Below are 12,521 nucleotides of genomic sequence, written 5' to 3'. Positions count from 1 at the left end.
TGGAAGGCTCGCTTTTTCATGATCGATTCTCTTGTGACGTTCGTCGTCGGCGCGGCCGGAGGCGACGCCGCGCTCGCGATCGTGCTGTTCACGCTCGCCGTACGGCTCCTGCTGCTGCCGCTCAACGTGCGCCAGGCCCGTACGGCGAGGATCCGCGAACGCCTCGCCCCCAAGCTCCAGGCGCTGAAGAAGCGCCACGCGCGCCACCCCGAGCGGCTGGCCGAGGAGACGCGGGCGCTGTACGCCGCCGAGGGCAGCTCGCCGTTCGCCGGGTTCCTCCCGATGCTGGGGCAGTTGCCGTTCCTGTGGCTGATGTACCGGGTGGCCACGCATCCGACGGCGCTGGCGGGGCACACGTTGTTCGGTGCGCCGCTGGGGCAGCAGGTGGCGGGGCTGGTGGCGAATTACGGTCTGCTCAGTGTGCCTGTTTCGGTCTTCGCGCTGGTCATCCTGCTGGTCGCGGCGGTGGCGTGGCTCTCCGCGAGGAACATCAGGGTCGGCGACGACCAGCCGGAGCTGCTCAGGAGGATGGCGAAGCTGGCGCCGTACGGGTCGATCATCGCCGTGCTGGTGCTGCCGCTCGCGGCGGGGCTCTACCTGCTGGTGTCGAACGCGTGGGCGACCGCGGAGCGGGCCGTGCTCTACCGGCGCCCCGCCGGCGCGGGCGCCTGACGCGGCTCAAGGGCCGGTCAGCCGGCCTCCTTCAACGCCGCGACCTGCCCGTTCATCGACGCAGCCTGAGGAGCGGGCAGGATCGCCCACACCGTCGTGGTGTCGCCGTCGTGGCGCACCCCCCAGCTCTCCGCGACGTACTCCACGATGCCGAGCCCCCGCCCCCCGAGCGAGGACAGGGTCGGCCGGGCCGCCCGTGGCTCCGTCGCCGCGCCTCCGTCACTCACCGCGACCTCGATGTGCCCGTCGCTGCGCAGCCAGGCGACTCTCACCATGCCGGACGGCAGCGGGTGCGCGTGCCGCAGCGCGTTGCTCAACAGCTCGCTCACGACGAGCACGGCGTCGTCGATCGCCGTGGCGAAGACCCCGCTGTCCTGCAGGTCCGTGCTCAGACGCTGGCGGGCGACGGCGACGCTGGACGGCGCGTACGGCAGCAGCACCACGCTTGACACACCCACCTCCCCGTTCCCTGTGCCCCCCGCGGGAACACTCCCCGGTACGACCGAAATGCCCCGTTACTCGATCCCAGAAACCGCATCTCGATCACAGCTTGTACACATTGGAAGATAGATCAGCTCAACCGTGACCACCTCGTTACCGCATCGGTGTGTCGGATCCGATAGTGCCGGCGGCCTTCAGCACCAGCCGCATCCTGGTGCCCCCGCCGGGCCTCGGATGTGCGCTCACGTCTCCTCCTTGTGCCCTCGCCAGACTGCGGACGATGTAGAGCCCGAGCCCTACTCCACCAAACCTTCTCCGGTCCCCGCTGTCCACCTGGACGAACCGCTCGAAGACCCGTTCCCGGTCAGGAGCGGCGATACCGACGCCCTCGTCGTCCACCACGACCACCACGTCGTCGTCCTCCGGCCACGCCTCCACGCGGATCAGCCCGCCCTTGGGCGAGTACTTGAACGCGTTCTCCAGCAGTTGCCCGAGCACGATGTCCGTGGCGAGCGCGTCGCCGAGCACGCACGGCAGCCCGTCGCCGATCGCGACCTCCACCCGGTGCCGGTCCGACAGCACGGGCAGCCCCAGCGTGGCCGCGTGGATGCGCTCGGCCAGGTCGAACTCCTCGATGCGCACCTTGAGCTCGTCCGCCCCTGCCCGCGCGCCGAGCAGCAGGTGGTCCATGAGCTGGCCGAGCGACCTCGCCCGCTCGGCGATGGTGTGCACGGCCGCGCGCCGCTCCAGGTCGCCGAGCTTGTCCCAGCGGGCGTCGAGGGTCGAGGCGAACCCCCGCACGATCGTGATCGGCGTGCGCAGCTCGTGGCTGGTCGTGGCGAGGAACAGGTCCTTCGCCTCCTCCAGCTCCTTGGCCCTGGTCACGTCGCGGAAGTCGACCACGACCTCGCCGGTCTCCTCGATCCGCGCGCCCACGACGTCCAGCCACCGCCCGGTCTCCAGCTGGAAGGTGAGCTTCTCGCCCGGTTCGGGCAGCGGGAACGGCGGCGGCCCGCCGAGCACGGTCTCCTCGGGGATCGCGGTGATCTCGGCGGCGGCCGGGTTCCAGCGCACCACCCGCCCGGCCTCGTCCAGCACGGCGATGCCGTCGGCGCTGGCGTCGAAGACGGCCCGCTCGTGGGCCCGCTGCCGTACCGCCTCCTGGTAGGCGACGGCGTTGCCGACCGCGATGCCCGCGTGCCCGGCCAGCAGCTCCAGCAGCTCCAGCTCCAGGTGGCCGGGGGTGCTCCTGGCGAACAGCGCGTAGAGCGCGCCGTAGGGCCGGCCGCCGACCGCGGCCAGGCCGAGCGCGATCGTGTGCAGGCCTTTCAGCCGCGCCCACACGAGGTCGTCGAGCCCGCTCGACTCCAGCAGGACGGTCTTGCCCGTGCGTAAGAGCCGGTCCACGAGGCTCGTCCGCAGGTCGGTGGTGGTGCCGCGGAGCCCGTCAGGCAGCTCGTACGTGCTCACCAGCCGCAGCCGCTCCCCCTCGATGAGCACGAACCCGCCCGCGTCGGCCCCGGTCAGCTCGGTCAGGCTGGCCGAGATGCGGTCGAGCACGGCCGACAGCTCCAGGTCGGAGTTGATGTCGCCGACCACGTCGGTCAGCCGGCGCACCAGCCTGGCCCGGCGCGCCATCCGGGTCTTCGCGACCTGGTCGGCCCGCGCCAGGTGGTGGACGCACACGTAGCCGGCGACGGCGCTGCCGAGCCGCAGCGCGCTGATGTCCACCCGCACGTCGAGGAGGTCGCCGGCGCTGTCGAGCCGTTTGGTGCGCACCGACACCTGGCCGCCGGTCCGTACGCGCTCCAGCGCCGCGTTGTGCTCGGCGGTCAGCTCCGCCGGGACGATCGGCGCCCGGCGGCCCAGCATCTCCGCGGCCGTCCAGCCGAACAGCCGCTCGGCCGCCTCGTTCCAGACCAGCACGGTCTGGTCCCTGTCGACCGCGACGACGGCGTTGGGCGAGCTGTCGAGCACCGCGCGGGCGATCTCGTCGTCACTACCGGCCCATTCGTCCCCCACTCCTCCATAGTGCACGTGGCGCGGTGGGTGCGTCGGGCGATCCGTCCGATACGCTGCGGTCACGACGATTCCGGGAGGGCGAGGGCATGACGAGCGGCGAACTGGACGCCCTGCTGCGCGTGACCTCCAGCACCTACCGGGGAGACGCACCCGACATCGCGTTCGGCACCTACGACGGCGCCGTGGGCCGGCTCGTGCTGGCGGTGACCGCCAAGGGCGCCGTGGCCTGCTCCTTCGAGCCGGAGAACGACGTCTTCGAGCTGATCAGCCGCACCGTGGGCCGCTTCATCGGCCCCGACCCGCGCCGCCTCGACCCGCTGCGCAGGGAGCTGGACGCCTACTTCTCGGGGCGGCTGCGGGCCTTTGCCACGCCGGTCGACCTGGCGCTCGCCACGCCGTTCGCGCGCACGGTGCTGCAGAAGACGATGGCGGTCCCCTACGGCACGACCACGACGCTGGAGCGCATCGGCGAGAGCATCGGCCGGCCGCGCGCGCTGCGGGCGATCGGCAACGCGCTGGCCTCCAACCCCCTCTGCGTGATCGTCCCCTGCCACCGGGTGGTGCGCGAGGACGGCGCGCTCGGCGACTACGCGGGGGGCGTCGCCGCCAAGCAGCACCTGCTCAACGTCGAACGGCGCGCCTCGACCGGCCCGTGAGCCACCCGGCGAGCAACGTCACCAGCGCCGCCACCAGGGCCGCGCCGAGCGCGCCGTTCATCCACGGCTGGCGGGTGAAGCCGATCGCCTCGCGCAGGCCCGCCCAGATGCCGTCCCAGGCGGCCACGGTGGGCGTCGAGGTGGTCAGCCAGTAGGCGACGAACCCGAGCGCCCACGGCACCAGCATGCTCCAGCGCGAGGGGGCGTCCTCGGCGGTGTTCCAGTGGCCGGCGCGGGCGAAGACGAAGTAGTCCACGGCCAGCACGGCGAACATCGGCACGAAGACCGCCCCGATCACGCCGAGGAACGCGCCGTAGGAGGTCACGTCCACGACCAGGGCGATCGCGACGGTCAGCACGCCGATCGCGACGGAGAACACCCGCCGGTCCACGCGCGGCATGAGGTTCTGCAGGGACATCGTGGTCGAGTAGACGTTCGCGAACGACTGGTCGGTCTCGCGCAGCACCAGGATGCCGAAGAACAGCGCGCCGAGCGGGGCCGCCACGAACGGCGCGAAGACCGCCGTGCTGTCGGCGATGACGGCGGCGGAGCCGGCGATGGCGACCGCGTACACGCCGAGCCCCAGGCAGGCGACCTGGGCCAGCGTGTAGCCGCCGACGACGCCGGTGAACGCGGCGCGGCTGGAGCGGGAGTGCCGGGCGAAGTCGGCGGCCATCGGCACCCAGGAGACCGACAGGGCGATCACGTAGTCGACGGCGGCCGGGAACGCGGTCCACGAGCCGCCGGTGTACGTGGGGGCCTCGTTCAGGAAGAACCAGGCGAACCAGAGCATCGAGATGATCACGCCGACCGTGACGTAGCGGCGCAGCAGCCGGATCGAGCCGAGCGGCCAGATCGTCAGCGCGGTGGTGAGCACCCCGGCGACGATCACCCACACCTGGTAGGGCACCCCGCCGAAGATCGCGGTGGCGGCCTTGGCGATCACCCACAGCTCGAACGCCCCCCAGCCGAGCATCTGGACGATGTTGAGCACCGTGGGGACGTAGGAGATCTTCGCCCCGAACAGCCCGCGCAGCAGCACCATGGCGGGCTGCCCCGTCCGCGTGCCGGGGACGGCCGACAGACCGACCATGGCGGTGCCGATGAGGCTGCCGACCAGGGCCGCGACGAGCGCGCCCGCCAGGCTGAGCGGGGCGTTGCCGAGGGGGTCGAGCAGGAACAGCGCCCCGGAGAAGCCGAGGAGGCTGACGCCGAGGTTGGCCCAGAGGGCGCCCTGGTCGAGGACGCCGAGCGTCTTCGGCGGAGCGCCGTCGAGGGTCAGGGGGACTTCGTCGGCGACATGCGCCATCGCACACTCCCTACGCCGGCATTACCCGGACAGGTTCAGGCGGTCGGCAGCGGCTGGTCAGCTGCCCTCTCAGCCCGGCGAACCCCGAGCTCCCGCGACGATCTGTAGTTTTCGCCCTCATGATGCCTCAATGGCGCCAGAAGCGCCATATGAGGCTCTTCCTCGGCCGATCAGGCCACGAACGGGTCCTGACCGGTCTCGCTCACCATGGGCCGACGCGCGGCCTCCCACGACTGCATGCCGCCGCCGACGTTGACGGCGTCGCGCCCGAGCTGGTTGAGCCAGGCCGCGACCTGCAGCGACCGGCCGCCGACCCGGCAGACGACGTAGACGGTGCGGTCGGCCGGGATCTCCTCGACCCGGCCCTGGATCTGGGTCATGGGGATGTGCACGGCCTCCGGCGCGTGGCCCGCGAGCCATTCGTCCTGCTCACGCACGTCGAGCAGGTAGGCGTCCGCGGGGACGGCGCTGGCCTCGGTCTCAGGAACGGTCATGCTTCCATTGTCCCGCCCGCGCGGAGCTATTTGAGCAGCTTGGACATCCGCCGGTCGGCCAGGGGCTTGCCGCCCGTCTGGCAGGTCGGGCAGTACTGCAGCGAGGAGTCGGCGAACGACACCTCGCGGATCGTGTCGCCGCACACGTCGCAGGGCTGCCCCGTCCGGTTGTGCACGCGAAGGCCCGACTTCTTCTCCGCCTTGAGGTCCTTGGCGGCCAGGCCGTGCGCCCGCTCGACGGCGTCGGCGAGCGTCGTGACGATGGCCTCGTGCAGGTCGGCGACCTGCGCGTCGGTCAGCGTCCCGGCGATCTTGAACGGGGACATCCGCGCCGCGTGCAGCACCTCGTCGGAGTAGGCGTTGCCGATGCCCGCGATGATCTTCTGGTCGCGGAGCAGGCCCTTGATCTGCGTGCGGTTGCCGCCCACGATGCGCTTCAGCGCGTCCACGGTGAAGGCCGGGTCGAGGGGGTCGGGGCCGAGGGCGGCCACGCCGGGCACCTCGTCCGGATTTTTCGTGACATAGATGGCTAGGCGCTTCTGCGTCCCCGCCTCCGTCAGCTCGAACCCCGGCGCCTGCCCGTCGTCGTCGGGCGCGAAGCGCACCCGCGCCGCGAGCGGGCCCTTGCCCGGCCGCACCGGCTTGGCCCCCGACATGTCGTCGCGCCAGCGCAGCCATCCGGCCCGCGCCAGGTGGAAGACCAGGTGCAGCCCGTCACAGTCGAGGTCGAGGAACTTGCCGTGCCTCGCCACCCCGGTGACGGTGAGCCCGCCGAGCGCCGTGACCGGCGGATCGAACGTCTTGAGCGCCTGGATGCCGACCACGTCGACGGCCATGATGGACCGGCCCACCGCCCGTTCGCGCAGGAAGTGGGCCAGAGACTCCACTTCGGGAAGTTCCGGCATGCCCCCAGAGTACGGTGCGCACCGGACCATCCACAGCCTGTGGAAAGCTCCGGGCGATTAGTGTCGGGGCATGAAGGTGACGATCGCCGAAGAACTCCTCCTGCTCGCGTACAGCGAGGACGAGGGCAAGCAGCTCATCAGCACCGTGCAGCTCGACCCCGCGCTGGCCGGCGCGCTCCTCGCCGAGCTCGCCGTCGAGGGCCGCGTCGAGCTGACGGACGACAGGCTCGTGCTCATCGACTCCGCGCCTACCGGGGACGACGAGCTGGACGCCGCGCTGAGCCGCCTGGGCGACGAGCGCAAGGAGCGCAAGCCCGCCTGGTGGGTGCAGCGCCTGCAGTCGCACAAGCTGCGGGCGCGCCTGCTGACCAGGCTCGCCCAGTCCGGCGTGCTGACCGAGCAGCGGGGCAAGGTGCTCGGGATCTTCCCCGTCACGCGCTGGCCGGAGGCCGACCCGAGCGTGGAGGCCGACGTCAGGGAGCGGGTGGCGAGCGTGCTCGGCGGCGCGGAGCCCGACCCCCGCACCGCCGTCCTGATCGCGATCATGCACGCGGCCAAGCTCGACCGCAAGGCGTTCCCCGGGGCGAGCAAGGAACGGGTGAAGGAGCTCACCGAGGGCGCCTGGGCGGGCGACGCGGTGGCCAGGACGATCGCGGCCATCAACGCCGCCACCATCGCCGCGATCACCGCCACCACGGTCGCGGCCACCGCCGGCGGAGGCTGACCGGCCGGGGCGCGGAGCCTCAGTTGGCGTCGATCACTTCCTTCGGCACCGGCTTGTCCTCCTTGAGCGCGTCGAATAGGGCGACCGCCTTGGTGCGGTCCCACTTGATCGCCGTGCCGCCGCTCGCCACGGCCTCCTCCCCGCCGAAGGGCACCACCGTCGTCACCGGGCTGTCGCCCATGGACAGCCCGAGCGACAGCATGTCGAACACGCCCGTGTCGGTGTCGACCTCGACGGCGTCGGTGGCGCTCATGGCCAGCGGGATCGAGGTGAACGGGTTGATCAGCACGCCGGGGCTCGCCGCCTTCTTCACGACCGCGCCGAGGAACTGCCGCTGCCGCTTGGTCCGCTCGAAGTCGGGCAGCGCGCCGCCCTTCCTGGTGCGTACGTAGCCGAGTGCCTGGGAGCCGTTGAGCACCTGGGTGCCCTTCTTCAGCTTGAGCCCGGCCTTGGGGTCGTCGACCGCGGCCCGTACGTTGATCTCGACCCCGCCGACCGCGTCCACGATGTCCACGAACCCGGCGAACCCGATCTCCATGTAGTTGTCGATGTGCAGCCCGGTGACCGTCTCCACGGTGCGGACGAGCAGCTTGGGTCCGCCGAAGGCGTAGGCGGAGTTGAGCTTGTCGCGGCCTCTGCCGGGGATCGTGACGGCGGAGTCGCGCGGCAGGCTGACCAGCGTGGGCCTGTCGCCGCTGTCGGGGATGTGCAGCAGCATCATCGAGTCCGTACGCTGCCCGACCGCCCGCCCGGTCGCCAGCTTCTTGCGCTGGGCGGCCGAGAGGCCCTTGCGGCTGTCGGAGCCGACCAGCAGCCAGTTGGTGCCGGGGGTGTCGTCCGGGCGGCCCTCGTAGGGGTCGAGCACGCCCTCGATGCCGGTCAGCCGCGAGTTGACCCAGAAGAGCAGGCCGATGCCCGTCACCAGCAGCGCCACCAGGGCCGCCGCGATGATCTTGACGATGAGCCGGCCGGACGGCCGCCTGCGCGGCCCCCGTGGCGTCCCGCCGCGGCCCTGCTCGGGCGGTTCGCCGCCGCCGCCCGACGACGAGCGCAGCGGCCGGACCGGGCCGCCGCCGCCGGAACGTTCCCGGCCGTAGACGCGCGAGCGCCCCTGCGCCGGCGCGCCGTCGTTCGCGGCGCGCGGGGACGACGGCTCGGGCGCCTGCGGGACGGTGGGAAGCTTGTGGGTGGGCGCGTTCGCCCCTCTCAAGGGCGGCGTCTGGTGGGCGGGAGCGCCGCCCGAGCGGAGGCCGTCGTCCGGCCTCGGCGGCAGCGGGCGCCCGTCGCCCGGCGAGCGCATGGCTCGCGTCCGGTCGTCCTCAGACACTTCGCCCTCTTCCCCTTCGGTATGTCATAGACGGTACGTCGATCCCCCCGACTGTGCGGAGTGCCGCCAAGGTTGCTCCACGGAAAAGTACCGGGAACCAAAAGATCGTAAGCGGCGCGGACGCCCTCGAATGACCCTTGTGACGGGTGTGACGGAAGCAGCGGCGGAAACATAGACGCCGCCTGCGTCGTTAGTTAAGGGACGACCTCTATCGAAGGGATGATCGTGTCCGCTCCGGACCCGTGGAGTCCATGCCCGTGCCGGTGCACGGGTTCCTCTGAGGGCTCACTTCGGTGAGCGCCTATCTCGGGCTACTGGCCCTGTTCCTCCTCACCGCCGCGACCGGATTCTTCGTCGCCCAGGAGTTCGCCTACGTCGCCGCCGACCGGGGTGTCCTGCGCGAGCAGGCCGCCGCCGGTGACGCCGCCGCCGACAAGGCGCTCAAGGTCACCTCGCGCCTGTCGTTCATGCTCTCCGGCGCCCAGCTCGGCATCACGGTCACCGCGTTGCTGGTCGGCTTCCTCGCCGAGCCGGCGATCTCCGTGATCGTCCGCCCCTGGCTGGAGGGGACGGGCATGTCCGACACCATGATCTCCGGCGTGTCCGTGGCCTGCGGCGTGCTCGTGGCGACGGTGGTGCAGATGGTCCTCGGCGAGCTGGCGCCCAAGAACCTGGGCATCGCCAGGCCCGAGCCGGTGGCCAAGTTCCTGGCCCGGCCGACGCTGGTGTACCTGGCGGTGGTCGGCCCCGTCGTGCGGCTGTTCGACTCGGCCGCCACGGGCCTGCTGCGCCTGGTCGGCATCGAGCCCGTGGAGGAGGTGGAGCACGGGGCGACCCCCGAGGAGCTGTCGCGCATCATCGAGGAGTCGACCCGCGCGGGCGAGCTGCCCCCGCGGCTGTCGGACCTGCTGGAGCGGGCGCTGGAGTTCGGCGACCGCACCGCCGAGGAGGCCATGGTGCCGCGCCCCCGCGTGGTCGTGCTGCGCGAGTCGCAGCCCATCTCCGACCTCCTCGGCGTCATGCGCGAGCGCGGCCACTCCCGCTACCCGGTGCTGGCCGAGGACGGCGACGTGCTGGGCGTGACGGGCGTCCGCGAGCTGCTGGCCTCCGGCCTGGAGGAGGGGCGCGTCGGCGCGGTGACCCGTCCCGCGCTGCTGGTGCCCGACAGCCTGCCGCTCCCGCTCGTGCTCGACCGCATGCGCGGCGCCAAGGACGACATCGTCTGCGTCATCGACGAGTACGGCGGCCTGGCCGGCGTCATCACCGTCGAGGACCTCGCCGAGGAGCTGGTGGGCGAGCTGCTGGACGAGAACGACCCCGAGCCGCTCGGCGCCGTGCAGCGCCCCGGCGGCGTCTGGGAGGTGCCGGGACGGCTGCGCCTGGACGAGGTCGAGCGCGCCACGGGCCTCAGCCTGCCCGAGAGCGACGACTACGACACGCTCGCCGGCCTGGTCCTGGCCCGCCTGGGCCGCCTGCCCGACCCGGGCGACGCGGTGTCCGTCCCGGTCACCGCGGACACGGACGACCCCTTCGAGGAGGACGAGGGCGGCCGTACGGCCCGCCTGACGGTGATGTCGCTCAACAGACGAGTGCCGGAGTGGGTCCGCGTGTCCCCAGAGGAACAGCCGGCGGAACAGCCGGCGGAACAGGCTGCTGAGCAGCGGGGCGAGTGGGCGGAGGCGGCCCGATGACGCTGCTGCTCCTCAGTCTCGCCCTGCTCGCGTTCAACGCCCTGTTCGTGGCCGCGGAGTTCGCCTTCGTCTCGGCCCGCCGCCACCGGCTGGAGGAGATGGCCACGGGCGGCAACCGCCTGATCCGCGTCGCCGCCAAGTCGGCGGTCGGCGGCGGGCGGCAGCTCTCCCTCATGCTGGCCGGCGCGCAGCTCGGCATCACCCTGTGCACCCTGGGCCTCGGTCAGGTCACCGAGCCGGCGCTGGAGCACGCGATGGAGCCGCTGTTCGCCGCTCTGGGCGTCCCCGAGGGCCTGCGCCTGCCGATCTCGCTCACCATCGCCCTGGCGCTGGTGACGTTCCTGCACATGGTGGTCGGCGAGATGGCGCCGAAGTCGTGGGCGCTGACCCACCCCGAGCGGGCGGCGCTGCTCCTGACGCTGCCGTTCCGCGCGTTCACCAGCGCGATGAGCCCGCTCCTGCGCTCGCTCAACGCCCTGACGAACGCCATACTGCGCCTCTTCGGCGTCCAGCCGAGGAACGAGCTGGCGACCACCCGCACCCCTCGCCAGCTCGCCATGCTGGTGGGCGAGTCGGGCCGCATGGGCCTGCTCGACCGCGAGGAGCACGACCTGCTCACCCGGGCGCTCCGCCTCCAGGCGGAGGGCATCGAGCGGCTGATGGTCCCCATCGAGCGCGCGGTGAAGGTCGGTGTGAAGGCGACCGGGCGGGAGATCAGGAAGGCGGCCGCCGGCAGCGGGCACCTGAGGCTGCTCGTGGAGGGCCCGTCGGGCGTCGAGGGCGCCCTGCACGCCAGGGACGCCCTCCTGCGGCCCGAGGCCACCGCGGAGTCGCTGAAACACCCCCTGCCGAGGCTGGCGTGCGTCACGCAGGTGCCGGAGGCCGTGACGGCCCTTCAGGACGCGCGGGCGCACCTGGCCCTGGTGACGAACGCCGCGGGCGCCGTCATCGGCATGGTGAGCCTCACCGACCTCCTGGGCGAGCTCCTGGACACCAGGGCGGCAGGGGCCACGGCGGGCTGAGCTCGGGTTCCCTCGTGCCGGCTCGTCGCCGAGCCGGCACGAGAAAGCCCTTTTGTGAGCTAAATCACGCAAGCCACCCGAAAGTGATCTGCAAGCGGAGCCATCTACCGTCCTCCTTGCGGAGCGCGGCCGTGCGCACCAGGGCCCGACAAAGAAAAAGCCCCGGCTCTTGCGAACCGGGGCTGCTTTCGTCAGTGTGGGTCTGCCGATTTCATCGGTGGACCCGAGGTGGGCGAGGAGGGATTTGAACCCTCACGTCCTTTCGGACACACGGACCTGAACCGTGCGCGTCTGCCGTTCCGCCACCCGCCCTTGTGGGTGCGGAAAGAACATTAGCACGGAACAGCCAGTGGTACTGAACCCGGATACGATCGCATAAGACACGGGAGCGGAGGAGCTGGGCGCGACAGCCGACGGGCGCCGAGGAACGCCGCCACGTGGAACAAGCGGAAACCGGGCGCCGGACGCGCCTGGGGGCCGCGATCATATGCACGGAGGAAGGGAGGTACCCGGTGGGAGTCCTTCAGCGCTTCGAGCGAAGGCTCGAGGGCTTGGTTGAGGGAGCCTTTGCGCGGGCGTTCAAATCCGATCTCCAGCCGGTCGAGGTCGCCAGTGCGGTTCAGCGTGAGATGGACGAGCGCGCGGCGATCGTGGCCCAGGGTCGGACGCTCGTGCCCAACGACTTCGTGGTGGAGCTGTCCACGACCGACAGCGAACGGCTTGAGGTCTACGCCGACAGCATCAGCCACGAGCTGGCCAACCTCGCCAGGGAGTACGCCAAGGAGCAGGGCTACTCCTTCGTAGGACCGGTCCGGGTGCGTTTCGAGACCGCCGGCGATCTGGCTGTGGGCCTGTTCCGCATCCGGTCGGGGGTCATCCGCGGCGCGACGGTCGAGCAGGACGAGATCCGCCAGCCGGCGAGCGACCTGCCTCCGTCCCGGCCCAACGCGTTCAACGGGCGGCCCAGGCTGCTCGTGTCCACTCAGGACGACCCGCAGGGCGACCGCTCCTACGAGCTCACCACTCCGGTGACCTTGCTCGGCAGGGGCACCGACTGCGATCTTCGTCTCGTCGATCCAGGCGTCTCCCGGCACCACGCCGAGCTGCGCGTCGAGGGCCAGACAGTGGCTCTCGTGGATCTCGGATCGACGAACGGAACCTTCGTCAACGGCCAGCCGGTACGCAGGATCGAGCTCCAGAACGGCACGCGAGTGACGCTGGGTCGCACGACTCTGGTTTTCCGGCGCGATTAGAGGTA

General features: G+C 71.5%; 12 protein-coding genes, 1 tRNA gene and 1 riboswitch. Of the genes, 6 read left to right on the top strand and 7 right to left on the bottom strand.

The annotated features are described in order from the left end of the window. The first annotated feature begins 18 nt into the window (after positions 1-18). Positions 19-672: a membrane protein insertase YidC gene (locus tag ACBR40_RS12965; RefSeq protein ID WP_344213883.1), complete on the top strand. Its 654-nt coding sequence runs from the start codon at positions 19-21 to the stop codon at positions 670-672. A 17-nt stretch (positions 673-689) separates the two neighbouring features. On the opposite strand, the gene ACBR40_RS12960 is transcribed toward ACBR40_RS12965, so the two are convergent. Together ACBR40_RS12960 and ACBR40_RS12955 are read right to left on the bottom strand one after the other, a co-directional pair. After that, complete coding sequence (locus ACBR40_RS12960) at positions 690-1,124, bottom strand: ATP-binding protein (RefSeq protein ID WP_329588147.1); 435 nt, start codon at positions 1,122-1,124, stop codon at positions 690-692. A gap of 142 nt (positions 1,125-1,266) precedes the next feature. Beyond that, on the bottom strand, positions 1,267-3,135 hold the full coding sequence (locus ACBR40_RS12955) for an ATP-binding protein (RefSeq protein WP_344213884.1): 1,869 nt from the start codon (positions 3,133-3,135) through the stop codon (positions 1,267-1,269). A gap of 86 nt (positions 3,136-3,221) precedes the next feature. Here ACBR40_RS12955 and ACBR40_RS12950 point away from each other — a divergent pair, with 86 nt between their 5' ends. Continuing rightward, on the top strand, positions 3,222-3,791 hold the full coding sequence (locus ACBR40_RS12950) for a methylated-DNA--[protein]-cysteine S-methyltransferase (RefSeq protein ID WP_364460984.1): 570 nt from the start codon (positions 3,222-3,224) through the stop codon (positions 3,789-3,791). Here the strand turns inward: ACBR40_RS12950 and ACBR40_RS12945 are convergent. The 3 genes from ACBR40_RS12945 to ACBR40_RS12935 all read right to left on the bottom strand — a co-directional run bounded on the left by ACBR40_RS12945 (position 3,757) and on the right by ACBR40_RS12935 (position 6,499). Then, positions 3,757-5,100 carry a cytosine permease gene (locus ACBR40_RS12945; protein WP_371248803.1) on the bottom strand — a complete coding sequence of 448 codons (1,344 nt, stop codon included), beginning with the start codon at positions 5,098-5,100 and terminating at the stop codon, positions 3,757-3,759. The two genes, ACBR40_RS12950 and ACBR40_RS12945, sit on opposite strands and share 35 nt — an antisense overlap. Further along, positions 5,090-5,206: riboswitch (TPP riboswitch) on the bottom strand. (Overlaps the previous gene by 11 nt.) Positions 5,207-5,270: 64 nt before the next feature. Continuing rightward, positions 5,271-5,594, bottom strand: a complete 324-nt coding sequence (locus ACBR40_RS12940) for a rhodanese-like domain-containing protein (RefSeq protein ID WP_344213887.1) — start codon at positions 5,592-5,594, stop codon at positions 5,271-5,273. A gap of 26 nt (positions 5,595-5,620) precedes the next feature. Further along, positions 5,621-6,499, bottom strand: a complete 879-nt coding sequence (locus ACBR40_RS12935) for an Fpg/Nei family DNA glycosylase (protein ID WP_371248802.1) — start codon at positions 6,497-6,499, stop codon at positions 5,621-5,623. A gap of 70 nt (positions 6,500-6,569) precedes the next feature. On the opposite strand from ACBR40_RS12935, the gene ACBR40_RS12930 reads away from it, so the two are divergent. Beyond that, positions 6,570-7,223, top strand: coding sequence for a GPP34 family phosphoprotein (locus ACBR40_RS12930; RefSeq protein WP_371248801.1), 654 nt, complete (start codon positions 6,570-6,572; stop codon positions 7,221-7,223). Positions 7,224-7,242: 19 nt separating this feature from the next. On the opposite strand, the gene ACBR40_RS12925 is transcribed toward ACBR40_RS12930, so the two are convergent. Further along, entirely contained in the window at positions 7,243-8,550 is a 1,308-nt protein-coding gene (locus ACBR40_RS12925; RefSeq protein ID WP_371248800.1) for an LCP family protein, read from the bottom strand. Positions 8,551-8,843: 293 nt separating this feature from the next. On the opposite strand from ACBR40_RS12925, the gene ACBR40_RS12920 reads away from it, so the two are divergent. Together ACBR40_RS12920 and ACBR40_RS12915 are read left to right on the top strand one after the other, a co-directional pair. Beyond that, positions 8,844-10,241 (top strand): hemolysin family protein, encoded by a 1,398-nt coding sequence (locus ACBR40_RS12920; RefSeq protein ID WP_344213895.1) that lies wholly within the window; start codon positions 8,844-8,846, stop codon positions 10,239-10,241. Continuing rightward, a complete protein-coding gene (locus ACBR40_RS12915) occupies positions 10,238-11,263 on the top strand; it encodes a hemolysin family protein (RefSeq protein WP_344213897.1) in 1,026 nt (341 codons plus the stop codon). The genes ACBR40_RS12920 and ACBR40_RS12915 overlap by 4 nt, the downstream gene beginning before the upstream one ends. A gap of 229 nt (positions 11,264-11,492) precedes the next feature. Here the strand turns inward: ACBR40_RS12915 and ACBR40_RS12910 are convergent. After that, positions 11,493-11,575: transfer RNA gene (locus ACBR40_RS12910), tRNA-Leu, on the bottom strand. Positions 11,576-11,775: 200 nt separating this feature from the next. Between ACBR40_RS12910 and ACBR40_RS12905 the strand changes: the two genes are divergently transcribed. Then, positions 11,776-12,516: a DUF3662 and FHA domain-containing protein gene (locus ACBR40_RS12905; protein ID WP_091081864.1), complete on the top strand. Its 741-nt coding sequence runs from the start codon at positions 11,776-11,778 to the stop codon at positions 12,514-12,516. The last annotated feature ends 5 nt before the right edge of the window (positions 12,517-12,521 follow it).

This window comes from Nonomuraea sp. AD125B, assembly GCF_041402765.1.
Classification (GTDB): domain Bacteria; phylum Actinomycetota; class Actinomycetes; order Streptosporangiales; family Streptosporangiaceae; genus Nonomuraea; species Nonomuraea bangladeshensis.
Note: the sequence above shows the minus strand (reverse complement) of the source record. Positions and strands in the feature narration are given on the sequence as shown.